The 23,758-nt window shown below is 69.9% G+C and carries 24 protein-coding genes; 8 read left to right on the forward strand and 16 right to left on the reverse strand.

The window, feature by feature from the left end; all coding sequences use genetic code 11:
- The first annotated feature begins 35 nt into the window (after window positions 1–35).
- Complete coding sequence (locus M8859_RS02455) at window positions 36–938, forward strand: serine hydrolase (RefSeq protein WP_223512400.1); 903 nt, start codon at window positions 36–38, stop codon at window positions 936–938.
- A gap of 6 nt (window positions 939–944) precedes the next feature.
- On the opposite strand, the gene M8859_RS02460 is transcribed toward M8859_RS02455, so the two are convergent.
- On the reverse strand, window positions 945–1,610 hold the full coding sequence (locus M8859_RS02460) for a response regulator (RefSeq protein WP_159920149.1): 666 nt from the start codon (window positions 1,608–1,610) through the stop codon (window positions 945–947).
- A gap of 78 nt (window positions 1,611–1,688) precedes the next feature.
- Window positions 1,689–2,936, reverse strand: coding sequence for a sensor histidine kinase (locus tag M8859_RS02465; protein ID WP_159920151.1), 1,248 nt, complete (start codon window positions 2,934–2,936; stop codon window positions 1,689–1,691).
- Between the two features lie 168 nt (window positions 2,937–3,104).
- Between M8859_RS02465 and M8859_RS02470 the strand changes: the two genes are divergently transcribed.
- Genes M8859_RS02470 through M8859_RS02480 form a run of 3 tightly spaced genes read left to right on the forward strand, consistent with a single transcriptional unit; the run spans window position 3,105 to window position 5,786 of the window.
- Window positions 3,105–3,896 (forward strand): hypothetical protein, encoded by a 792-nt coding sequence (locus tag M8859_RS02470; protein ID WP_249643683.1) that lies wholly within the window; start codon window positions 3,105–3,107, stop codon window positions 3,894–3,896.
- Window positions 3,893–5,284 (forward strand): alpha/beta-hydrolase family protein, encoded by a 1,392-nt coding sequence (locus M8859_RS02475; protein ID WP_249643684.1) that lies wholly within the window; start codon window positions 3,893–3,895, stop codon window positions 5,282–5,284. Before M8859_RS02470 ends, M8859_RS02475 begins: the two co-directional genes overlap by 4 nt.
- A gap of 55 nt (window positions 5,285–5,339) precedes the next feature.
- Window positions 5,340–5,786, forward strand: coding sequence for an SRPBCC domain-containing protein (locus M8859_RS02480; RefSeq protein ID WP_249643685.1), 447 nt, complete (start codon window positions 5,340–5,342; stop codon window positions 5,784–5,786).
- 130 nt (window positions 5,787–5,916) lie between these two features.
- Here the strand turns inward: M8859_RS02480 and gatA are convergent, their stop codons facing one another.
- On the reverse strand, window positions 5,917–7,404 hold the full coding sequence (gene gatA / locus M8859_RS02485) for an Asp-tRNA(Asn)/Glu-tRNA(Gln) amidotransferase subunit GatA (protein WP_195138985.1): 1,488 nt from the start codon (window positions 7,402–7,404) through the stop codon (window positions 5,917–5,919).
- A complete protein-coding gene (gene gatC, locus M8859_RS02490) occupies window positions 7,401–7,700 on the reverse strand; it encodes an Asp-tRNA(Asn)/Glu-tRNA(Gln) amidotransferase subunit GatC (protein WP_159920368.1) in 300 nt (99 codons plus the stop codon). Before gatC ends, gatA begins: the two co-directional genes overlap by 4 nt.
- Window positions 7,701–8,015: 315 nt before the next feature.
- On the opposite strand from gatC, the gene M8859_RS02495 reads away from it, so the two are divergent.
- Window positions 8,016–8,666, forward strand: coding sequence for an ACT domain-containing protein (locus M8859_RS02495; RefSeq protein WP_159920157.1), 651 nt, complete (start codon window positions 8,016–8,018; stop codon window positions 8,664–8,666).
- A 20-nt stretch (window positions 8,667–8,686) separates the two neighbouring features.
- Here M8859_RS02495 and M8859_RS02500 read toward each other — a convergent pair whose 3' ends face one another.
- From M8859_RS02500 to M8859_RS02525, 6 genes are all read right to left on the reverse strand, one after another.
- Window positions 8,687–9,226 (reverse strand): GNAT family N-acetyltransferase, encoded by a 540-nt coding sequence (locus tag M8859_RS02500; RefSeq protein WP_370523761.1) that lies wholly within the window; start codon window positions 9,224–9,226, stop codon window positions 8,687–8,689.
- A gap of 22 nt (window positions 9,227–9,248) precedes the next feature.
- The gene (locus tag M8859_RS02505; RefSeq protein WP_195069322.1) at window positions 9,249–9,572 is read right to left on the reverse strand and encodes a hypothetical protein; all 324 of its coding nucleotides are present in this window, start codon (window positions 9,570–9,572) and stop codon (window positions 9,249–9,251) included.
- 20 nt (window positions 9,573–9,592) lie between these two features.
- Window positions 9,593–10,837, reverse strand: a complete 1,245-nt coding sequence (locus M8859_RS02510; protein ID WP_195069323.1) for an AAA family ATPase — start codon at window positions 10,835–10,837, stop codon at window positions 9,593–9,595.
- Between the two features lie 84 nt (window positions 10,838–10,921).
- Entirely contained in the window at window positions 10,922–11,716 is a 795-nt protein-coding gene (locus M8859_RS02515) for an SAM-dependent methyltransferase (RefSeq protein WP_159920165.1), read from the reverse strand.
- Between the two features lie 123 nt (window positions 11,717–11,839).
- Window positions 11,840–12,187: a DoxX family protein gene (locus M8859_RS02520; RefSeq protein WP_159920167.1), complete on the reverse strand. Its 348-nt coding sequence runs from the start codon at window positions 12,185–12,187 to the stop codon at window positions 11,840–11,842.
- Window positions 12,184–13,062, reverse strand: a complete 879-nt coding sequence (locus tag M8859_RS02525) for a hypothetical protein (RefSeq protein WP_249643686.1) — start codon at window positions 13,060–13,062, stop codon at window positions 12,184–12,186. Before M8859_RS02525 ends, M8859_RS02520 begins: the two co-directional genes overlap by 4 nt.
- Before the next feature lie 93 nt (window positions 13,063–13,155).
- Here M8859_RS02525 and M8859_RS02530 point away from each other — a divergent pair, with 93 nt between their 5' ends.
- Entirely contained in the window at window positions 13,156–14,361 is a 1,206-nt protein-coding gene (locus M8859_RS02530; RefSeq protein WP_159920171.1) for a Uma2 family endonuclease, read from the forward strand.
- A 90-nt stretch (window positions 14,362–14,451) separates the two neighbouring features.
- The gene (locus M8859_RS02535; RefSeq protein ID WP_249643687.1) at window positions 14,452–14,781 is read left to right on the forward strand and encodes a hypothetical protein; all 330 of its coding nucleotides are present in this window, start codon (window positions 14,452–14,454) and stop codon (window positions 14,779–14,781) included.
- A 273-nt stretch (window positions 14,782–15,054) separates the two neighbouring features.
- On the opposite strand, the gene ligA is transcribed toward M8859_RS02535, so the two are convergent.
- The 4 genes from ligA to M8859_RS02555 form a co-directional block, all read right to left on the reverse strand.
- Window positions 15,055–17,169 carry an NAD-dependent DNA ligase LigA gene (gene ligA, locus M8859_RS02540; protein ID WP_159920175.1) on the reverse strand — a complete coding sequence of 705 codons (2,115 nt, stop codon included), beginning with the start codon at window positions 17,167–17,169 and terminating at the stop codon, window positions 15,055–15,057.
- A 155-nt stretch (window positions 17,170–17,324) separates the two neighbouring features.
- Entirely contained in the window at window positions 17,325–18,395 is a 1,071-nt protein-coding gene (locus M8859_RS02545; RefSeq protein WP_159920370.1) for a methionine synthase, read from the reverse strand.
- Between the two features lie 114 nt (window positions 18,396–18,509).
- On the reverse strand, window positions 18,510–19,625 hold the full coding sequence (gene mnmA, locus M8859_RS02550) for a tRNA 2-thiouridine(34) synthase MnmA (RefSeq protein WP_249643688.1): 1,116 nt from the start codon (window positions 19,623–19,625) through the stop codon (window positions 18,510–18,512).
- Window positions 19,625–20,854, reverse strand: a complete 1,230-nt coding sequence (locus M8859_RS02555) for a cysteine desulfurase family protein (RefSeq protein ID WP_249643689.1) — start codon at window positions 20,852–20,854, stop codon at window positions 19,625–19,627. The genes mnmA and M8859_RS02555 overlap by 1 nt, the downstream gene beginning before the upstream one ends.
- Before the next feature lie 262 nt (window positions 20,855–21,116).
- On the opposite strand from M8859_RS02555, the gene M8859_RS02560 reads away from it, so the two are divergent.
- Window positions 21,117–21,461, forward strand: a complete 345-nt coding sequence (locus tag M8859_RS02560) for a hypothetical protein (RefSeq protein ID WP_249643690.1) — start codon at window positions 21,117–21,119, stop codon at window positions 21,459–21,461.
- A 136-nt stretch (window positions 21,462–21,597) separates the two neighbouring features.
- Here M8859_RS02560 and M8859_RS02565 read toward each other — a convergent pair whose 3' ends face one another.
- The gene (locus M8859_RS02565) at window positions 21,598–22,626 is read right to left on the reverse strand and encodes a lysophospholipid acyltransferase family protein (protein ID WP_249643691.1); all 1,029 of its coding nucleotides are present in this window, start codon (window positions 22,624–22,626) and stop codon (window positions 21,598–21,600) included.
- Window positions 22,627–22,631: 5 nt separating this feature from the next.
- Window positions 22,632–23,459 (reverse strand): GNAT family N-acetyltransferase, encoded by an 828-nt coding sequence (locus M8859_RS02570; protein WP_159920183.1) that lies wholly within the window; start codon window positions 23,457–23,459, stop codon window positions 22,632–22,634.
- Window positions 23,460–23,758: the final 299 nt, after the last annotated feature.

Raw genomic sequence — 23,758 nt, forward strand, 5'->3', positions numbered from 1 at the left:
CGCGACGCGCCACTGGTGGTGGGGAGGACTCGGTGGTGAGGTCGACGAGATCCGCTTCGACGCGTCGTTCGGGGCTACGCGCCGTGGCGATGGTGGTGCTGCTCACACTGACCTCGTGCGCCCTGTTTCCCGGCGAGCGCACCGCCACCGAAGCGCCGCCGGTGGTCGTCGACACCGTGGGAGCCTGGCGGCCGAACCTCACGGTGTCCGTTCCCGACTCGCTGGCCGCGGACTTCACCCAGTTGCAACCGCGGCTGGGCGGACAGGTCGGCATGGCCATCATGCCCGTGGGCGGTGGCCGGATGACCGTCTTCGGCGACTGGGTCAGCGGCATCGCGTGGTCCACCATGAAGGTGCCGCTCGCGATCGCCGCGCTGCGTCACGATTCCCAGGAGGAGATCCGCCACGAGGTGGAGGCCGCCATCACCTGGTCGGACAACGACGCCGCCGAGGCGCTGTGGCAGTCGCTCGGCGACGGGCTGGAAGCGGCCAAGGCGGTCCAGGACGTGATCGATGAGGCGGGCGACGCCACGACCGGTGTGGCGGGCCCGCGCACCACACTGGACTACACCTCCTTCGGCGGCACCGAATGGACATTGGCCAATCAGGTCCGCTTCGCCTCCCAGCTGCCGTGCCTGCCCGAATCGTTCCACGTCACCGAGCTGATGACGGAGATCACACCCGAACAGGCGTGGGGTCTGGGCGTGCTCGAGGGCACCGCTTTCAAGGGCGGCTGGGGCCCGGACGACGAGACCGGCGTCTACACCGTCCGCCAGTTCGGGCTGGTGCCGGTCCGGTCCGGCATGATCGCCGTGGCGCTCGCGGCGCAGGCCGATTCCGGTACCTTCGAGGACTCCACCGCCATCCTGAGCCGGATGGCGCAGCTGCTCGGGCGTCATCTGGACGAACTGCGCGGCGGCTCCTGCGCGCCGCTGTGAGCCGGATCAGCCCGGCGTGACCAGGCCGGTCTCGTAGGCCAAGACCACCGCCTGGGCTCGATCGCGCAGATTGAGCTTGGAGAAGACCTTGGAGACATGGGTTTTCACGGTCTGTTCGGCCACGAAGAGGCTTTCGGCGATCTCGCTGTTCGACATGCCTTTCGCGATCAGTTCGAGCACTTCCCGCTCGCGGGGAGTCAGCGCGGACAGCTGCGGCGCCGGCTTGGCGCGGGCGGCGCTGCGGCGGCGGGTGACGTCGGCGATGAGCCTGCGCGTGACCGTCGGCGCGAGCAGCGCCTGACCGTCTGCGACCACCCGCACCGCGCGCACCAATTCCTCGGCGGGCGCGTCCTTGAGCAGGAAACCGCTGGCGCCGAGGCTCAGCGCCTCGTAGACGTAGTCGTCGATGTCGAAGGTGGTGAGCATCAGCACGCGGACCGGCGGGTCGAACCCGGCGGCCAGGATGGCGCGGGCCGCGTCCAGCCCGTTCATCTCCGGCATGCGCACATCCATCAGCACGACATCCGGGCGCAGCCGCTTCGCCTCTGCCACCGCGACTTTTCCGTCCGCCGCGTCGCCCACAACGCTGATATCCGGCTGGGCTGCGAGCAGCGCCCCGAAACCCTGACGGACCATCGCCTGGTCGTCGGCGATCAACACGGTAATTGACACCCGCTCACCATAATTGCCCAGCGCGTGCTCGCGCTGCGCCCGTATCTCCCGCGGCCGCCGTGTGCGGAACCTGCGCCGTCAGGGGTTCGGGACTCGAGGTGCCGGTTCGGCGGGCACGGATGCGGCCGCCCCGACGAGTTCCGCGACGCTGTCGGGCGCGGTGAGCGGGAAGCGCGCGTGGACGTGGAAGCCACCGTCGTCGCGCGGGCCCGCCGTGACCTCGCCGCCGACGGCGAGCGCTCGGGCCTGCATACCCGCGATGCCGTGTCCGCCGTTGCCGACCGGCCGGGCAGGGGTGGCTCCCGGCTCGTTCTCGACGCTGAGCAGCAGATCCGCACCGCGCGCGATGCGCACTTCGACAGGGGAGCCGGGGGCGTGCCGGGACGCGTTGGACAGCGATTCCTGGGCGATGCGGTAGAGGGCGAGGCCGGTGGTCTCCGGGATCGTGTCCAGCGAGCCGTCGACGGTCCACTCGATGCGGACACCGGCCCGCCGCGCGCCCTCGAACAGGCCGATGACATCGGCCGCCTTCGGCTGGGGCGCGTGCTCGGGCAACTGGCCGTCGCTACGCAGGACGCCCAGCATGCCGCGGATCTCGTTGAGCGCTTCGCGCGCCGTGGCGCCGATGGACTCGAACTCGGCACGAGCGGCCGGGGTGACCCCCTCGACCCGGTACGGCGCGGTCTGCGCCTGCACTACCACCAGGGACATGTGATGGGCGACCACGTCGTGCAGGTCGCGAGCGATGCGCGCCTTCTCCTCCAGGATGGCCCGGCGGGCCCGCTCGAGTTCGTTCTCCTCTTCCTGGCGCACCAGCTGTCGACGCGACAGCGCCAGCCAGCGCACGAGCAGCCCGAACAGCACCAGCGCCGCCAGCGCGACCGGCCAGCCCCACGCGGCGCTCGCCAACGCCTCTCCTTCACCGGGCATGGTGGCCGCGAACAGCAGCGCCGTCGCACCCCAGGCCACCGCCACGATCTGTCCCGGCGCGCGCAGCGCCACCGCGAACAGCAGCACCAGCAGGCTCAGCACGTGCACGACCTGGAACGGCAGGTCGTTGTTCGGTTGATGTGGGATAGCCAGCGCAATCACCAGCCCGGAACCCGCCGAGATGGCCCAGCCCAACGCCGGGTTGATCCGCACCAGCAGCACCGGGAACGCGGCCAGCGCCGCGATGAACGGCTGTGCCGCGGCGGGCACCGCGTGGGTCAGATGCAGGGTGGGCCAAGCCACCGTGTACCAGATCAGCGCGAGCAGCACCGTGCCGAGGTCGAACCAGGTCCGCGCGTCCAGCCGTCGCGTCCAGGCGCGATCTTCTCGGTTCATGCCTATGACACTAGGAACTCGCGGCTCGCGGGGGCCTCATACCCACGGGTGATTTCCGGCCCGATACCCCGGTGCCAGACCCGCGCGACGGCTCCCCCGGCGGCACGGCACGGGAAACCTCCCCGGGCGTGAGGCGGTCGCGGGAGACAGGTCCCTAACGTCGTCGCCATGAGGACACCGACCAGCGCCGGGCCCGAGACCCGGTACGCTTCGGCCGCAGGAGCCCGAACCCATTCCGCCCCAACCCTTTCCGTCACAGAACACCCGAGACGCTACGCGGCGCTCACCGCGGCGGCGTTGACCACCGTGGCGGCGACGGTATTCCTCGCACCCGCCCCGCACGCCGCCGCGGCAGCCCCGATCGAGAGCGCACAGGTCGGCGCCGCCGTCGCCGAACTGGCCGCGGGCGGCGCGGGCGTGCTCGGCGCCATCCCGGCGGACTTCGTCGCGTCGTTCGGCTACCGGCCGAGCACGATGGACGGCCTCGTGGTCAATCCGCGCGGCGACTGCTCGTCCCCGGTGACGCTGCCCGCCGAGTTCGATACCGCGTGCAAGGCCCATGACCTCGGCTACGACCTGCTGCGCTACGCCGACCGGCGCGGCGAACCGCTGGGACCGTGGGCGCGGCAGGCCCTCGACGCGACCTTGGACCGGGAGATGCACCGAGCCTGTGCCACCCGCGTCGAGGCGTTCTCCCGCGCCCGCTGCGATGCGATGGCATCGGTCGCGAAGACCGCCGTCGACCTGAACTCGCGGCGGCAGGACTACGGCGCGCCGGTAATCGAACCCCTGCTCGGCACCGCGCATGCCGATTCGGCGGCGACCTGGAAGCTGCTCGGCGTGCTCGGCGCCGGAATCGCGGGGCTCACCGCGGTTCTCGTCCTGCGCAATCGGCGGCGCGAGCCCGCACTGGCGGACCGCTTGCCGAACGACGCCTACGCGACAGCGGTGCCACGATGACATCGAGCGTGACGGCCTTCATGAACCGCCGTCCCCGGGTTGCCGTCATCCTGTGGCGGGTGACACCGCCACGGATCGGTACGACGCTCGGCGTCGGAGCAGGCGCACTGGCGTCCTCGGCCCCGGGACTGCTGCCACGTACGCCCAGCGCACAAGCCGTGCTGACCGGGCTCCTCGCGGCGCTCGCGCTCGGCGTGGCAGGCGTGCTGCGCATCCTCCTGCGCCGCTGGGATTTCGACATCGACCAACGGCAGGCGTGGGTGCGGTGGCCGCTACTGATCGCGACGTCGGTATCGGTGGTGGGCGCCGCAGCGAACGCGGGGCACTGGCAGAACCGGCTGCGTGCGGCGATGGGCACACCGCCGATCGGAACGGACTACTGGGTGCGATGGGCGCTCGGGGCGGCGTTGATCATCGGGTTGTTCGCCTGCGCCACCCGCTCGATCGCTTGGGCATGGGGCAAGCTGGGCTGGGCGCGGGGAATCTCGCTGGCCGCCGTCGTGGGGGCCCTGCTGTATGTCGTCGGCGTGCCCGCGATGGTCGGATGGCGGGAATCGGTGTACGCGAAGGCCAATGCCGAACTCGATCCCGCTCTGGTGCGCCCGGTTTCGCACACGGGGTCCGGTAGCTCGGAATCCGCGGTGAGCTGGGCGTCGCTGGGCGCCGAGGGACGGAAGTTCGTCAGCGGCGCATCGGTGCGGGCCGTGCGCGTCTACGTCGGGGTGGCCTCGGCGCCGGACTTGAACAGCCGCGTCGCGCTGGCGATTCGGGAACTGGAACGGTCGGGCGGCTTCACGCGCTCCCACCTGGTGGTCACGGTGCCCACCGGCTCGGGCTGGATCGACGTGAACGCCGTAGCGGGTTTCGATCAGCGCTTCGACGGTGACGTGGCGCTGGTCGGGCTGCAGTACTCCTATGCCCCGAGCTGGGCGACGTTCGTGTTCGGTCGCGACGCGGCGGTGACGGCCGCACGCACGCTGTTCACCGCCGTGGAAGACCACGTTCGAGGGCTGCCGCACAAGCCGAAGCTGTACCTGTACGGGCAGAGCCTGGGCGCTCTCGGCGGCAATGCCGTCTTTTCCGACGACGCCGAGCAGGACCGCCGGACCTGCGCGGCCCTCTGGGCCGGTCCGCCCGCCAACCAGGTCCACCGCGGCGGCGCGACGGTGCTGGCCAACAGCTCCGACCCGGTGATCCACTGGTCGCTCTCCCAGCTGTGGCGCGCGCCCGACCTGGCCGGGACCCGCGTCGACGCTCCGGTCCCCCAATGGCTTCCGGTGGTCAGCTTCGCGCAGACCACCGCCGACCTGCTCGCCGCATTGAACGCTCCGCCGGGCCACGGCCACCGTTACGGCACGGACCAGGGCACCGCCATGGGTTCCTGCTGAGCCGTTCGGCGCGGCGCCCGCGCGGAGCCGTCATAGAACATGTTCTAATTTCCGCATGACCTTCGTCATCGACCTCACCGCCGACATCGACGCTCCCGCCGAACTGGTGTGGCAGGTGATCACCGACTTCCCGCGCTACGGCGAGTGGAATCCGTTCGTCACGGAGTGCAGCAGTTCGCTGGTGCCCGGCGAGCCGATCGACATGCTCGTGCGCCTCTCCGGTTCGCGCCCGCGCAAGCAGCGCGAATGGATTCGCTCGCACACACCCGGCCGCGAACTCAGCTACTCGATGAAGCCGGTCCCCCCTGGCGCCCTGCGCAGCCTGCGCTCGCACACCGTGACGCCGCTCGGAGACGACCACACCCGCTACGAGTCGCATTTCGAACTCGGCGGATGGCTGCATCCCGTGGTCGTGGCCCTGCTCGGCAAGAATTTGCGGCGCGGCTTCCAAGGCATGACCGACGGCATCCAGAAGCAGGCGGAGTCGCTGCGAGCCTCGTGAGCGAACCGGGCAGCGACGGCAGCCCGCCCGGTCAGGCGCGAAGTAGGCCGGTGCGGCGTCCAGTGCAACCGCTCGATTCCGCGCAGTCCGTGTCACCGGTGCGAGGAACCGAGCGGCTCCGAGAGCAACGTCAGGCGATGGGTCCGCGGGCTGCTTCGTAGGCCGCGCCCACCCGGTAGAGGCGGTCGTCGGCGAGGGCGGGAGCCATGATCTGGAGACCGACGGGCATGCCGTCGTCCTCGCTCAGACCGGACGGGACCGACATGGCGGGGTGGCCGGCCAGATTGGTCGGCAGGGTGCACAGGTCCGACAGGTACATGGCCAGCGGATCGTCGACCTTCTCGCCCAGCTTCCACGGAGTGAACGGGCTCGTCGGCGAGACGAGTACGTCGACCTGCTCGTAGGCGTTGTCGAAATCGCGGGCGATGAGCGTGCGCACCTTGAGGGCCTGGCCGTAGTAGGCGTCGTAGTAGCCCGCCGACAGCGCGTAGGTGCCGATCATGATGCGGCGCTTGACCTCGGGGCCGAACCCGGCCGCACGGGTGGCCGCCATGACCTGCTCGGCGCTGTGCTGCCCGTCGTCGGCGACGCGCAGGCCGTAGCGCATGGCATCGAAGCGCGCGAGGTTGGACGACACCTCCGACGGCATCACCAGGTAGTAGGACGACAGCGCGTATTCGAAGTGCGGGCAGGACACTTCGACCACCTCGGCGCCGAGATCCTTCAGCACCGCCACGGCGGCGTCGAAGGAGGCGAGCACGCCGGGCTGGTAGCTGTCGGAGTGCAGTTCCTTCACCACGCCGATTCTGACCCCGCGCAGATCGCCTTGCGCCCCCGCTCGCGCGGCCGCCACAACCGGTGGCACCGGCACGTCCCGTGAGGTGGAATCGCGCGGGTCGTAGCCGGCGATCACCTCGTGCAGCAGTGCGGTGTCCAGCACCGTGCGGCCGCACGGACCGCCCTGATCCAGCGACGACGCGCAGGCGACCAGGCCGAAGCGCGACACCGTGCCGTAGGTGGGCTTGGTGCCGACGGTGGCGGTGACGGCCGCGGGCTGGCGGATCGAGCCGCCGGTGTCGGTGCCGATGGCCAGCGGCGCCTGGTTCGAAGCCAGCGCGGCCGCCGAACCGCCGCCCGAGCCGCCCGGGATGCGGGTGACGTCCCACGGGTTGCGGGTCGGGCCGTAGGCGGAGTTCTCGGTGGAGGAGCCCATGGCGAACTCGTCCATGTTGGTCTTGCCGAGGATCGGGATGCCCGCTTCGCGCAGCCGCCTGGTGACCGTCGCGTCGTAGGGCGACACCCAGCCTTCGAGGATCTTCGACGCGCAGGTGGTCGGCATGTCCGTGGTGGTGAAAACGTCTTTGAGCGCCAACGGAACTCCGGCCAGCGGCGAGGCGGGCTCTGCGCCCGAGCCGATCGCGGCGTCCACCGCGGCCGCGGCCTCGAGCGCCCGCTCTCCCGCGACGTGCAGGAAGGCGTGGTACTCGCCGTCGACCTCGGCGATGCGATCCAGGTGCGCCTGGGTGACCTCCACCGAGGACAGTTCGCGGCCGTGGATCTTGTCGGCCAGCTCGGCCGCCGACAGCGTGGTCAGGTCCGGCCCGGCCGTCGCGCTCATTCGGCTTCTCCCAGGATCTGCGGGACCATGAACCGCTGTTCGTCCACCGCGGGGGCCGCGGCCAGCGCCTCACGCGGGGTCAGGCCCGGCACCACCTCGTCGGGCCGGGTCACATTGGTCGCCGGATTCGGCGAGGCCGTGGCCGGGACGTCGGCGGCGGCGACCTCGGAGATGGTCCGCACGTGGCTCAGGATCGAATCCAGCTGTCCGGCGAACTGATCCAGTTCCGCGTCGGACAGCGCGAGCCGGGACAGCCGGGCGAGGTGTGCGACCTCGTCACGGGAGATGGCGGGCACCGCGGGACCCCTTTCGGCTTCGTTATCAACTGTGCTCAACGCACACAGCCTAGCCACCGGCGACCACGTCACCACCCGGCACCCGTGCTTCGTCGGCACGGCGGCGCGACCGTCGCCCAGCGTGTCTCCGGCAACCCCCGCTCAGCCGCGACACGACGTCGCCGGATAGCACGACACGCCGCCGCGGCGCGAATTTGCCGAGTGGCGTACGTCACTGGACGGGCTTCGACTCGATAACCGGCCGTAAGGGGTGTAAGTATTGCGTCACCCGGGTATCCGTCCAGAGCCTCGGCCGCTCTAAGAAAGGAAACGCACGTGTCGTATCTGCTCCGCGTGCAACTTCCGGATCGACCGGGAAGCCTGGGTGCTCTCGCCCTCGCACTCGGCTCCGTCGGAGCCGACATCCTCTCGCTGGATGTGGTCGAGCGCGGCGCGGGGTACGCCGTCGACGACCTGGTCGTCGAGGTCCCCTCCGGCGCACTCCCCGATACTCTCATCACCGCCGCCGAATCGATCGGCGACGTGCACGTGGACTCGATCCGCCCGTATTCCGGCGTGCTCGACACCCACCGCGAACTCGAGCTCATCGATCAGGTGGCCAGCGCCCGCGACGACCGGATGCAGGTGCTGGTGGACGGCGTGCCGCGAGTACTGCGGGTCGGCTGGAGCACGATCATCGACGTCGGGCCGCAGGGAGCCTACCGGGTGGTCGGCAGCCCGAGCGCGCCACAGACACAGGCGGGTTCGGCGCCGTGGATGCCGCTGGAGAAACCCACCGTGCTCGATCCCGAAGCCGACTGGGTGCCGGAGATCTGGCGCGACATGGATACCAAACTGGCCGCCGCTCCGCTCGGCAACTCCGGGAAGGTGCTGCTGCTCGGCCGCCCGGGCGGCCCCGACTTCCGGCCCTCCGAGGTGGCCCGGCTCGGTTATCTCTCGGGAATCGTCGCCACCGTTCTCGGCTGATCCCAGCCTCGCGGCCGCACTCAATCGGCCTGAATCGCTCCCGCCGAGTCCACCGGCAGCCGTAGGACGTGCAGCGGGTCACCCACAGTGGTGTGCCAGTCCCGGCTCGGGACAGGGCGGAAGCCGAAGCGGTCGTAGATCCGACGGGCGTGGGCCATGGCGGGCATGGTCGTCAACGCGACGGCGGCGAAGCCTTCCGCTCGGGCCATATCGATCACACTGCGCACCAACGCGGTTCCGGCCCCGAGGCCGCGTGCCGATCGCGCGACCGCGAGCATCCTGAACTCCAACTCGTCCGGCAGCGCGGTCTCCGCATAAGGCGTGCCGGGACGCGCGACGGTGAGCGAGCCGACGACTCGATCGGCATGGACGGCGACGAGGACCCGGGCGGAGGTCGCGCGCCGGGCGGTATCGGCCAGTTCGTGCACGTACGGGCTGTCCGGCCGCACGTACCCTTCGCCGACGTAGACCTCCACGGTCAGCTCGCCTACCGCCTCGTAATCCTGCGGCCGCGCCGTGCGGACGACGACCTCGGTGTCACATACATCCATATCCGGCATGATGCCATCGGCCGTGGCGTCCTCAGCCGGGCCGGGAGATCTGCCAGCGGTCGGGCTTGCCCGCCGGATAGACGACGGTGAGCAGATCGCCGGTCGCCGGCCAGGACTTCGTGTCCCAGACGAAGCGGCCGTACACGACCTTGCCGGGGACCGAAGGACCGGTCAGCTTCCCCGTGATGGTCACGTACTGCTCACCGGGAGCGTCCGGCTGCGGGCTCACGCCGGTGATGTACAGCGTCCCCTCCTCCGGGTTCGCCGGCTGATAGCCCCGCCTGCCGCGGATCACGAAGACGATCAGCGAGACCAGCACCGCGGTCAGGATCAGCAGCGAGGCGAACTCCAGCATGCCCCCATGCTAGGTGCGCCTCATACGGGCGCGAGCTCGCTGGTGCCCTGATCGGTGCGCCGCACCTGCCAGACCGAGGAGCGGGTGCGTTGCGAACGTCCGTTGCCCCGATCGATCAGCATCCGGTTGTCGGTGGTGAAAATCAATTGCGCGCCACGGGCATTCGTCTCCGGATTCTGGAACAGCTGGATCAACCGGTCGGTCTCCTCGGCGGGCAGGCGCGCGCCGATGTCGTCGACCGCGAGGACGCGGCCCGCGTCCAGCGCGTCGAGCATGGCGGGCAGGACCCGCAGCAACGAGAGGGTGGCGCTGGACTCGTCGCCGATCTCGAACGGGTTGTCGATGCCGTCGTGCACCAAGCGCAGGCCCACGCCGCGCCGGGCCACCATCCGCGCGTACAGGGCGTCACGCGCCGCCTTCAGGTTGGTCAGCTCCCGCTCGAGCAGCACGACGGTGAGGCCGCTCTCGCGCAGCAACTGGTCGCCGTAGCCCGGCGAGGTGGCGCACAGGTCGATCTGCTTGCCGAGGCCGGCGATGTCGGCGTCCAGTTCGCGCAGGTAGTCGGCGTACATCGGGTCGTGCTCGGCGAGCAGCAGGTCGGTGATGCCCAGCTCGGCCGTGCGCAACAACATCAGCAGCCGGGCCGCGTTGTCCGGTGACCGGGAGATGTGGCTGCCCACCCGGTGGGCGATGGCGTCGGGTTCGACCGGACCGCGCTGCACCTCGAGCATGGACTCGAACCATCGATACGCGGGCACGAGCGCGTCGGAGTACATCTGGCCCGCGAGGCTGAGCAGCAGGGCGTTCGGACGCACCAGCGGAGCCAGCGCGGTGATCCCGTAGCGCGCTGCCTCGAACATCGGGCCGACCTTGATCTGTTCCCCGCTGCGCTCGAACACGATTCGCTTGCGCGAGCGCGGGTGGGTGTGCAGCCATTCGGCGGTCACGTCGGCGTTGTCCAACCGGAACCCGTAGGTGTAGGGCACGCCCTCGGCGACGAACGCCGCCACGAATTCCGAAGGGCGCTCCGGAAATCCGAGATGCGGCGCCCGCACCGGACCCGCGTACGGGTCCCACCCGGTCACCGAATGCAGCACCGCGTCGCGCATGTGCCCGAGCGCATCGATCAGGTTCGTCTTGCCCGCCGCGGCGCCGCCGTGAACGGCGGTCACCGGCACGGCCACCGGCCCGCTTCCCTTGGTGAGCCGCAACTCCTGCTCGTCGGCCAGCGATCTGTGGTTGGTCACCTGAAAACTGCGCAGCATGCCGCCATACTTCCGTCTGCGCCGCGGTGGGGCGACATCAGCCCGGTGACACCCGCGATCCGCGCCGAGCGCGCACGCCGTTTCCTACCGGCTCGCCCGCAGCAGTGGATGCCGCTGATAAGTGGTGGTCACGGAGGTGATCGGCGGGTCGAGGGCGGCGTCGGTGCGATGCGCGACGGCGCGCACATAACCGAGATACCTGCCCTCGTCCTGTTCGAGCGCGCGGATCTCGACCGTGTTCTCCGGCGCGACCGCGTACTGCCAGTCCAGCCAGCGCAGCCAGCCTTCGGACATGGTGTCGGCGGTGTCGACGTCGAGGACGCCGCTGCGCCGCCAGTGCCGCTGCCACCAGGACGCCGAATGCAGGCAAGCCATGCTCGGCTCCCACCAGGGCCGCAGATGATCGGGAAGCGGTCCGTCGATCTCACGCGTCAGACCCGCGCCCGCGATCGCGATCGCCCCGCCGGGCCGGACGTAGGCGGCCAGATAATTGGCATAGAGGTCGTCGGTGCCGTAGTAGACGAACGAATCGATGCTCACTATGGCGTCGAAGAACTCCCCGGCGAACGGTAAGGCACGCGCGTCGGCGCGGATCGCGAACACGTCGTCCGATACGCCCGCGTCGCGGAAGCGGGCCGCGCGTTCGTCGGGGCCGAACCACAGATCCGCCGCCCACACTTGAACGCCGAACTCCCGGTGCAGAAACACCGATGACGCGCCTCGCCCGCATCCGAGATCCAGCACCCGCATGCCGGGCCGGAGGTCGAGGGCTTCTGTCAGCCATTCGGTGAGCCACAGGGGGTTGGCTCCACCGCTGACGCCCGACCGCACCCAGTCCGGGTGATAGGCGTTCGAGCGCGGGAAATTGTCGTTGAGCACGTTTGATGTCCTTAGTGGTAGAGGCCGTTCCGGCGTGGTCGACACTCGGCTCGACAGTCCGGCAGCGGCGAGTCGCGGTGCCTGCCGAGGTGGCAACGTACCGCGCGGATGCGCACGCTACGTTCAAAAGCCGACCGCCGAGAGCGCCAGGACCACGACCGAGAACAGAAGGAATACGACCGGCGCGGCGATATCGCGCTGCCGCATGCGCAGATGCATCCCGATCGCCGCACAGAAGTAGACGACCAGCCCGATGGCGGCGGCTACCGCCAGTGGCCGCCACCAGAGCCCGAAGGCCAACCCGAAGGCCGCGGCGAGCTCGACCACCCCCAGCATCCACATCCGCCGCACCGGAAAGCCGACCGCGGCGACGATGCCGACGAGCTTCGGCTGACGCGCGAGGGTCGCCACCCCGGAACCGGCCACGGCGCACGCCGGCACACCCGCGACAAGCGCTGTCACCACGTTCATTTCAGCTCCTGAGTCTGTCGAGCACGGCTACCGGCGGCGGCCAGCACCGCCACGCCGAGAGCGAAGGGAACCAGCGTCGCCATGAACGGGATGCTGGTGACGAACGCGACGGTCGCGGGAACCTCGTCGACCGACCGCGGCATGACGACGGCGAGCACGGCACCGGCCGACAAGGTGGCCGCCAGCCCGTAGCCGATGCGAGTGAGGACCACTCCCGCGTGCCGAACCACCGATGATTCCATTGCCATCACCCGTGCCAGAGCCGCTGCCGCCAGGTACGCGGTGAGGATGTATCCGATCTGCACCAGATCCAGCCAGACCAACATGTAACCGATGAAGTCCGCGGGGCCTTCCAGGCCGCGCAGGTATCGCGCGGCCATCCAGTGTGTTTCCTCGACCATGAGTTGCTGCTGGTCTGCGCCCGTGAGCACGATCGCGAAGCGAGCCAGGAGGTTCATGCAGAACCCGCAGGTGCCGATCGCCAGTAGCACCACCGCGGGCACCGCCGTGTGTATCGAAGCAGAGCGCCGATGCCGCAGCAGCAGTCCGGCAGCGCCGGTCAGCAGCGCCACGGACATGACGAGCAGCGCGGCGGTGTTCACCATCATCGACGAGGTGTGGCGGGCCGTGGGACCGCCGGTGAACCCGCAGACAGCGAACAAGCCGATCCCTGCCAGCACGAACGTCGTCGCGGCACACTCCGCGGCCGGTGCGAGGCGCCGCACGAGCACCACCGCGCCCAGCACATAGATCGCGTCCGAGAGCACGAACACCGGTGTGGTCATCAAGTGCTCGGAGTGGGCCATGACGAGGACGAGCCCCGTCGGCCAGAGGGCGAGCAGACCGTAGCCGGCTCTTCGTACGGACGGGTCCATCCCTTTGTCTCCATTTCATCGAACAGTATGTCTTGTCAAATAGTGAGCTTTAGTCGGACAGACTGTCAACTGAAATATGGAAGGATGAAACGCATGAGCAAGCGCAAGTACGACCAAGTCGCGCGGGCCGAGGGCGCCGAACAGACCCGGCGAAACATCCTCGACGCCGTGGCGCAGCGGTTGCGCGAGGCCCCGACAGAGCAGCTGAGCCTCGACAAGGTGGCAAGGATCGCAGGTGTGTCCCGCTCGACGATCTATGTCGATTTCGGCTCTCGCGCAGGACTTTTCGACGCATTCGTCTCCGACCTGTCCGAGCGGACGGGCATCCGGGAGCTGACCGCCGCCGTCGGTTCCGACGATCCCCGCACTCATCTGCGCGCGGCCATCGCCGCGGCCGGCCGCATGAAGGCGCGCGATCTCGAGATCTATCGAGTCCTGCACGCGATGGACCGGCTGGATCCGACCTCGGCCGCGGAGGCGGTGCGCCGCATGGAAGAAGACCGACGAGGCGGCGTCGCCCATCTGGCCAACCGCCTCGCCGCGGCGGGCGTCCTCCGCGAGGACGTCTCGGTCGAATGGGCCACCGACATCCTGTGGGCGCTGACCAGCTTCGAAAGCCTCGACCTGCTGATCACCGGACGCGGACTCGACGTCGAGGACGCCGTGGAACGCCTCACCACCACCGCGGAGCGCGCTCTGTGCACGTCGGCGGGGGCAGTCGCGATCGCCTACCGCTGGACGCGCAGCGAGTTCCTGCGCGCGTGGGAGGCGGGCGCGTTCGACCATCGCGTCGAACTCGTCGAGGGGGAGGTATGGCCGGTGGTAATCGGGGACTGGCACGGGTTCACAGTGGGCCGGATCGTCGGTCGGCTCCCGCATGCCGGCGTGGAAGTGACCACGGCGACGCTGCCCACCGGTGACTCCCTGCCCGATCCCGACTGCTGGGCACTTCGGTCGGACGCCGAACCGGTCGACATGATCGGCACGAAGTTGTCCGTCTGGGCAGCTTCCGACGTACTGCTCGTCGTCGAAGTCTCCGACGAAACGGTGCTACAGGATCTCAATCGCAAAGCAGATCTCTACAGCCGCGCTGGGTATCCGGTCTATTGGGTCGTCACCAAAGACGTGATTTACGAACACACCGAGCCGACTGCCCAGGGCTATCGCTCCCGGACCAGGTACCGGTCCGGCGACCACATTCCCGTGGGCTACGCGGACGCCGAACTCGCCGTGGACGACTTGCTGTACCCGCACGGGTCGAGGTCGGTCGTCGGGACAACTCCGGTGATAGCGGGTTAGCATGCCTGCACGCCGCGGTCGTTTCCACGGCGTACTGCCGGAATGTTCGATGGGATGAGGGTATCGATGGGGCCGACGATTCGTCGTCTTGTGGTTGGCAGCTCGGTCGCCGCCGCGCTGGCGCTGGGCACGCTGGTCGTGGCGCCGGAAGCGGTGGCGGACGCGCCGTGTCCGGAGGGCACCGCACGCGTGTTCCTGGCCGACAGCACGAACACCTGCCAGGGCGCAGGGACGGTCAGTTACGACCCGCCCGGCGTGGTGTCGAAGGTGTGCTCGACGCCGAGCGCGGACGTGTCCGCCGAGGCGACGTTCAAGAACCGCCGCGGCAAGCTGACGACGCAGAAACTCGAACTGAGTTCCGGGCGTTGCGGGCGGTTCGACATCGCGGGTCAACTGGGCGCCACAGTTACGGTCAACTGAGTCGGCGGCCCGAACACCGGAGCGCTGTCGCCGGACTCGTGCCACCGATAGCCGGTCTCCACGGCTGCTGTATGGGCCCAGCACCAGACGCTCGGCGAACGGTTCTGCCCCGCTGAGCATTCCGCGCTGCGATCAGAGCGACGCGAGGGAGCGCCGGGGCGCGATGGCGGCCGCCCGTTTCAACCGATCAGCACGACGCGCTGTGCCGACCACTCGCATCCCGGTCCGATCGGCGCCCGAGCGAGCGCGCAGCCGCATCGGCTGACGCGCCGGTCACTCCTCGGCTTCGGCGTCCTCCGCGACCGTCTCCGGCGCGACTGCTTCGGGCCCGCTGGCCAGCAGCCGCCGGAATCCCTCCTCGTCGAGAATCGGTACCCCGAGTTCGTCGGCTTTGGCGGCCTTGGATCCCGGCGCGTCCCCGACCACCACGAACGCGGTCTTCTTCGAGACCGAACTCGCGGCCTTGCCGCCACGCGCCAGGATCGCCTCCTTGGCGCCGTCGCGGGTGAAGGTTTGCAGCGAACCGGTCACCACGATGGACAGGCCCTCGAGGTTGCGCTCGATGGATTCGTCGCGTTCGTCCTCCATCCGCACACCGGCGGCCCGCCACTTCGCCACCACGGCCCGATGCCAGTCGACGGTGAACCACTCCGCCACCGCGGCGGCGATGGTCGGGCCCACGCCGTCGGCGGCGGCCAGTTCCTCCACCGACGCCTGCTCGATGCGGTCCAGGCTGCCGAATTCGGCGGCCAGCGCCCGAGCCGCGGTGGGACCGACGTGCCGGATGGACAAGCCGACGAGCACCCGCCACAGCGGACGGTCCTTGACGGCGGCCAGATTCTCCAGCAGCCGCTTGCCGTTGGCGGACAGGCTGCCGTTCTTGTTGGCGTACAACGAGGTGGTGAGCAGCGCCGCCTCGTCCAGGTCGAACAGATCACCCTCGTCGGTGATGACGCCGGACTTCAGCAGATCGATCGCGCCTTCGTACCCGAGGGCCTCGATGTCGAAGGCGCCACGGCCGGCCACGTGGTAGACGCGCTCACGCAACTGCGCCGGGCAGAACTGCTGATTCGGGCAGCGGATATCCGCATCGCCTTCCTTCTCCGGACGTAATTCGGTGCCGCACTCGGGGCAGTGCGTCGGCATGACGAATTCGCGCGCGTCCTCGGGGCGGGCGTCCACCACCGGGCCCAGCACCTCGGGGATGACGTCGCCGGCCTTGCGGATGGTGACCGTGTCGCCGATCAGCACGCCCTTGCGCTTGACCTCGGAGGCGTTGTGCAGAGTGGCCATCGCGACCGTGGATCCCGCGACGGACACCGGCTCCATCACCGCGAACGGCGTCACGCGGCCGGTGCGGCCGACGTTCACCTGAATGTTCAGCAGCTTGGTTGTCGCTTCCTCGGGCGGATACTTGTAGGCGATCGCCCAGCGGGGAGCGCGCGAGGTGGATCCGAGGCGGCGCTGCAGCGCGGTCTCGTCCACCTTGATCACCTGGCCGTCGATCTCGTGCTCGATGTCGTGCCGGTGCTCGCCCCAGTAGGTCACCCGTTCGATCACCGCGTCGATGCCCTGCACCCGCCTGCTGTGCTCGGACACCGGCAGGCCCCACGCGGCGAGTGCGCGGTACGCCTCGTACTGCGAGGTCGGTGTGTAGCCCTCCATGCGACCGAAGCCGTGGCAGATCATGCGCAGCCTGCGCCGCGCGGTGACCGACGGGTCCTTCTGACGCAGCGAACCAGCCGCGGTGTTGCGCGGGTTGGCGTAGGGCGGCTTGCCCTCGGCCACGATGGCGGCGTTGAGCGTCTCGAAGTCCTCCAGCCGGAAGTACACCTCGCCGCGGACCTCCAGCAGGGCGGGGATGGGGAACTCGTCGCTGGGGGTCAGCTCGCCGGGGATGTCGTCGATGGTGCGCGCGTTGAGCGTCACGTCCTCGCCGGTGCGTCCGTCACCGCGGGTGGCGCCACGGACCAGCCGCCCGTTCTGGTAGACCAGGTTCAGGGCGACGCCGTCGATCTTCACCTCACACAGGTAATGCAGGTCCGGCCCGGTCTCCGCCTCCACCCGGGCGGCCCAGGCGCGTAGCTCGTCGACGTCGAACACATTGTCCAGCGACAGCATCCGCTCGAGGTGGTCGACCGCGGTGAAATCGGTCGCGAAACCGCCGCCGACGAGTTGGGTCGGCGAATCCGGCGTGCGCAGGTCCGGATGTTCGTCCTCCATGGCCTGCAACCGTCGCAACAGCGTGTCGAACTCGCCGTCGGAGATGATCGGCGCATCCCGGACGTAGTAGCGGAACTGATGCTCACGCACCTCGTCCGCGAGTCGCTGCCACTCAACCCGCTGCTCTGCCGTCGCCGGGGCCGCCGCGCTGTCGCTGTCACTCACGCATCGCACATTAGCGGAGGCCACCGACAGCGCATCGGGATGTTCGCGCACGTCGCCGCACTCAATCGTACGGATTCCGACCGGTCTGTTTCCCTGGTTGAGGCAAGGTGGACCCGAGCCCGGCACCGCCACGATGCGATCCCCATCGGCGAACGTCAGGAGAACGAAAGCTCTTCCGGCTCCTCGGCATACGCGCGCGCGATCTCCGTGGCCAAGCGCAATGCCCGTCGACTCCACTCCAGCGAGACACCCCCCAGACCGCATGCCGGACTGACCGCCACCCGTCGCGCCAGCGTCCGGCGGCTGAAGCCGAGCCGATCGATCAGCCGCACTCCCGGCTCGGCGAACGTTCGCCAGGTGACCGCTGCGGCCGGTACCTCGGTCGGGACGAGACCGAGCACCAGTTGTTTGCCCGCCTCCAGGGCCTCGCCCACCTCGTCGAGTTGCCCGGTGCCGATGGTGCTCAGATCGAAGCCGATTCCCGCGGTGGCACTGCGGCGCAGCAGGCCGAGCGCGGGCGGCTCGGCGCAGCTGTGCACCAGGACCGGCGCGGACTGGGCGGCGATCACCGTGTCCAGCACGGCCAGCGCTTCGGGCTCGGGCAAGGCGCGCACGGTGTTCAGCACGCTCACGCCGCCAAGCGAGCCGTTCAGGACCGCGGTCAGCGACGGTTCGTCCAGTTGCAGGACGACTTGCGCGCCGAGCCGCTTGCGCACCTCGGCGACGTGCTGCGCCAGTCCCTCGGCGAGGGATTCCGACAGGTCGCGCACCGCACCGGGATCGGTGAGCACGCGATGCCCACCGGGTAGTTCGACTTGCGCGGCCAAGGTCAGCGGGCCCGCCGATTGCACCTTCACCGTCCGTCCGCTGCCGGACGAACCGGCGTTCTCCCATGCTTCCTCGAGCGCGTCCAGATCGGCGCGCAGTAGGTCATGGGCCCGCCGGGACACCGAACCCGGGCGTGGCGCGAGCCGGTAACCCCTCGGCGTGGTGTCGAAGCGCAGGTCGACCAGCAGCGCGGACGCACGGCCGATCGAATCCGCGCCCGCGCCGCGCCCGGGCAGCTCCACCAGATGTGGCAGCTCGCCCAGTTCCCCGACGACAGTCGCGGCGGCCTCGCGGGGATCGGCTCCCGGCCAGGAGCCGACTCCGGTGGCGATGCCGCCCGGAACGCGAACCGGCTCGGTTGCCACATCCGTCCCGGTCTCCTGCGCCACGTCATCCATGCCGGTCTCGTACACCCGTACTCCGTCCGTTCGATTCCGCCATTACAGGACTCCGCCGTCCTCAGCGGCTACACCGGACAGCGTCGCAGGCCACACCACGCGGGGCGGTCCGGATCACCGGGCCGCCTCGGCCTCCGCTTCACTCGCCACCTGATCCCGTGCGGTACCGGAGATGGTGCCGCTGCCGATCACCTCGTCACCCTCGGGATCCGGCCGGTAGAGCACCACGGCCTGGCCGCGTGCGACGCCGGTCAGCGGCTCACGCAGCCGCACGATCAGTCCGTCGCCCACCGCTTCGGCGACCGCGGGCGCGGTGCCGCCGTGCGCGCGGACCTGCGCAACGCATTCGATCGGGCCGACGGGTGCGGAGCCCGAGGTCCAGATCGCACGCTCCGCCTCGACGGTTCGAACCTGCAGGTCGTCGGCCGAACCGACGTGGACGGTGCCGGAATCGGGGTCGATGCCGGTGACGTAGCGCGGCTTGCCGTCGGCGGCGGGGCCCGGCAACCCGAGTCCCTTGCGCTGCCCGATGGTGAATCCGTGCACACCTTCGTGCCGCGCGAGCACCTGGCCCTCGGCGTCGACGACCGCGCCGGGCCGGATGCCGATCTTCGCGCCGAGGAAGGCGCGGGTGTCACCGGAGGGGATGAAACAGATGTCGTGGCTGTCGGGCTTGTTCGCCACGGCGAGGCCGCGCTCGGCGGCCTCGGCGCGGATCCGCGGCTTCGGCGTGTCGCCCACCGGGAATATCGCGCGCGAAAGCTGCTGCGCGGTCAGCACCGCGAGCACGTAGGACTGGTCTTTGTCGGCGTCGACGGCACGGCGCAGCACGCCGTCCTCGAGCCGCGCGTAGTGGCCTGTGACCACCGCGTCGAAGCCGAGCGCCACCGCTCGGTCGGCCAGCGCGGAGAACTTGATCTTCTCGTTGCAGCGCAGGCACGGATTCGGCGTTTCGCCCGCCGCGTAGGCCGCGACGAAATCATCGATGACGTCTTCCTTGAACCGGTCGGCGAAATCCCAGACGTAGAACGGGATGCCGAGCACGTCGGCGGCGCGCCGGGCGTCACCGGCGTCCTCCTTCGAGCAGCAGCCGCGCGACCCGGTGCGCAGCGTGCCCGGCGTCGCCGACAGCGCCAGATGGACGCCGACCACCTCGTGACCGGCATCGACAGCACGCGCCGCCGCCACGGCCGAATCCACACCACCGCTCATCGCGGCGAGTACCCGCATCAGACACCTCCTTTCGCACCGGCCAGACCCGCGGCCTTGGCCCGCTCGACCACCTGCGGCAATACTTCCAGCAACGCCTCGACATCGGCGCGCGTCGAGGTGTGTCCCAGCGAGAACCGCAGCGATCCACGCGCCTGCCACGGCTCGACGCCCATGGCGATCAGCACGTGACTGGGCGTGGCCACGCCGGCGGTGCACGCCGAACCGGTCGAGCACTCGATCCCCGCCGCGTCCAGCAGCATAAGCAGCGAATCCCCTTCGCAACCGGGGAAGGTGACGTGCACGTTGCCGGGCAGGCGCCGCTCGCCGACCGGTCCGTTGAGCACCGCCTCGGGCGCCGTCGCGCGGATGCCGTCGATCAGCGCTTCCCGCAACGCGACCAGCTCGGCGGTCCGCGCGGGCAGTTCGGCCGCGGCCTGGCGCAGTGCCGCCGCCAGCCCGATGGCCGCCGCCGTGTCGGAGGTTCCCGATCGCAGGTCGCGCTCGTGCCCACCGCCGTGCAGCAGCGGCACGCACGGCACCTGCCTGCCGAGCAGCAGCACCCCGACACCGTGCGGGCCGCCGACCTTGTGCCCGGCGAAGCTCGCCGCGGAAAGACCAGTCTTCGCGAAATCCATGGGCAACTGGGCCGCCGCCTGCACCGCGTCGCTGTGCATCGGCACGCCGAATTCCTGAGCCAGCGCGGCGAGTTCGCCGACCGGCTGGACGGCGCCGACCTCGTTGTTCGCCCACATGACGGTGATCAGCGCGACCTCGTCGGGATGCGCGGCGAGCGCGGCCCGCAGCGTGGCGGGCGCGACCACGCCCTCGGCGTCCACCGGAAGCCAGGTGACCTCAGCGCCCTCGCGCCGCTCCAGCCACTCCACCGCGTCGATCACCGCGTGGTGCTCGACCGAACTGGCGATGATCCGGTTCCGGCGCGGATCTTCGTCGCGGCGCGCCCAGAAGATGCCCTTCACCGCCAGGTTGTCGCTCTCGGTGCCACCGGAGGTGAAGATGACCTCCGAGGGCCGGGCGCCCAGGTCGGCGGCGATCGACTCGCGGGCCTCCTCCAGCAGCCGCCGGGCGGCGCGGCCGGAGCCGTGCAGCGACGACGCGTTGCCCGTGGTGCGCAGGGCAGCCGTCATCGCCTCGATGGCCGCGGGCAGCATCGGTGTGGTGGCCGCGTGATCGAGGTAGACCGTGTGGGGCGCAGCACCGTTGACCGGACCCGAAAAAGCCGACTTCATGACCAGTTAAGGATAGCCGTCACCGTCAGCCGGTTATTCCCCCCTGCTCGCGCGCCGGTGAGGGATGCGTTCCCGGGCCGCCGCGCCGTCGAATACCCCCGTCGGGGCGCGAATCTCAGGGTATTCCCCTATTGAATGTACCGCTAAATAGCGGTACGTTAAATGACGTGTTGATCGCTGCCCGGCCCGATCACGGAGCGGATCCAGGGCCGGTGCGCCGAGCGGTCGACTACCGGACGAATCGATATGTGAGGAAGTTCCGATGGAACCACGCCCCCATGGACGTACTCGACGTGTGCTGGCACGCGCCGCGGCCGCGTCCATACTCGCCCTGATGCCGATCACCGCCGTCGCGGTGCCGGCGCTGGCCAGTCCGATCGTGCTCGAGCCGGCCGAGCAGATCGAGCCGGCCCACGGCCGTCCCGGCCACCGCCACGGCCACGGCCACGACCACCGCAACCGGCACGACCACAGCAACTGGCACCGCCACGACAGGTGGAACCACGGGCGGCACAACGACTGGGATCGGGGACGCCACGACGACTGGGATCACGGCAGGCACGGTTGGCACCACGGGTTCCGGCCACCCACGGGCAGCGGTTTCTGAGTCGATTCACGTTTCCCGGAGCGAGCCGCCTGCGGTTCGCTCCGGATTCGTGTGGACGGGCGGCGCGCGGTTCTGATTCGCGGATGAGCACGGGACTCCGGCGGCAGCGACTCCGGACCCACGCGCTGCGCCCTTCCTAACGCGCGGCGGCCGCACCCCGGCGGCCCAGCAAGGCCGGGCGGCGGCGCGGCCTGCGAACCACTTCCGGCGCATCGGCCGCAACCGACGGGTCCTGCACCCGGGTGTGCCCCGCCTCGATCCACTCCATGGCTTCCAGCGCACCGTGGCGCGACACGACGCTGTCGCGGACGGCGGCCTCGCAGCGGCGGGCCAGCTCGCGCCGGTCCGTGCCGGGCTGCTGTACCGGCTCCAGCACCACTTCGGCGATCATCCCGCGCGACCGCAGCACCCGTCGCGCGGACGAGCCGAAGGTGTCGACGCCGACGAACCCGGGCACCGTACAGGGCACGCCGTGCCGGTCCAGGTACCGCAACCGAACCGGCTGCACCGGAGTTCCGGTGTCCACGGCAGCTTGGAACAACGCGGGACGCATCGTGCCGTAGGCGCGGCCACACCAGGTGGTGCCTTCGGGGAAGACGCCGACCCGCTCGCCCGCGGCCAGCCGCGCCCCCACCTCGGCCACCACATCGGGCAGCTGACGCAGACTCTCGCGCTCGATCGGGATCACCCGCATCCGCTTGGCGAGGTTGCCGATCAGCGGCCAGTCCACCATGTCCGCGCGCGCCACGAACCCGAGCGGCTGCACCGAGGCCAGCGCGACGATATCGGTCCAGCCGATGTGTCCGCTCACGACCAATACGCCGCCGTCCGCTGCTCCGAATCCGGCGGGAGGGAGCGCGGCGTCGCCCTCATCGACGACACCGCGCTCGTCCGCGGCCACCCGGTTGTCGACTACGCGCAGCCGCATGCCCAGGCAACCGAGCAATAGGCGCGCGTAACCGCGCTGCAGTGGCACACGCTTGCCGCGAGGCGTCACCGCGTTCGCGACCGGGAAGCTCAGCAGCAATCCGGCGACCCCGGCCAGCCGGGCGGCCACACGTGCCAGGCCGACTTCGTCGATCGAATCCAGACAGCCGGGCCCACAGGGGCTCAACGGCATCCATGCGTGCGCGGAGGACATGGCGGGCGGCGCGTCGAAGACCACGGTCCTCACCGTCCCCCGTCGAGGGTCGCGGCGGCATCGCGTAGTCGGTCGAGGTACCGGGTGTTGATGGTGTCCAGCCCGAGCAGCACGACGAAGTCCGCGACCGCGAAGGCGGGATCATGAGCGGGCTCGCCGCAGATCTCCGCGCCCAGCCGCAGGTAGCCCCGCACCAGCGGCGGCAGCTTCGGCCGCGGCGGCGGCGTCAGTTCGTCCAGCGGCTTGCCGTCGACGACAACCGGGTTGTACGGGTGCACCCGGCGTTCCGGATCGGAGGCGTGGCGGCCGAGCAGCATGTCGCGCACGCCGCGCACGTTCACTCCGGGCGGATCGGCCGGGGTGTCCTGCATCGGCACCGACACGCAGCCCATCACCCATTCGTAACCGGTGAGCTGGATGTAGTGCAGGATGCCCGCCCACATGAGAGTGAGCACCGAGCCGTTGCGGTGGTCGGGGACCACGCAGGCGCGGCCCATCTCCACGATCCGCATGCCCTCCGGATCCAGTTGCGCGAGATCGAATTCCGTGGCCGTGTAGTACCCGCCCGCGGCGGCGACCTTGTCCGGCGGCAGCATCCGGTAGCAGCCCACGAACTCCCCGCTGGCGTCGTCGCGCACCAGCAGGTGATCGCAGTGCTCATCGAAACGGTCGGCGTCCAAACCGGTGCCGTCGTCCGGGATCCGGAAGCCCGGCTCGTTGGCGAACACGTTGTAGCGCAGGCGCTGCGCGGCGACACGGTGGTCGAGATCGGAGGAGACCACCAGCGAGTAGCGCGACCGTTCCTCGCCGGACTCCGTCGGTCGAGCCGAGGCTGTCAGCACGGACGAAATAGTCATATCCACGATGAAGCCAGTCCGAGAATGCGCCGCAGCAACCTCGAAGTGTCGCGACGATGCCGGTTGGGTGAACGAGACGACTGTCACACCGAGCGTTCACCGAACGGTTCCACCGCGTTCGCTCATCGGCACCTCCAGCGCTTCCGTCCATGCGGTTTGTCGCACAAGTCACTGCGCTCGGCCCAGCACCGGGACCGAAGGTGCGCACGGAAGCCGGACGCAGTGAATCGCGGCGCGCCCCGCGGGGGGCGGGGGGCGTGCGAACGTGGGGGGAGCCCGTACCCGGGGCGGCGCCCCGC

The organism is Nocardia sputi (assembly GCF_023501985.1).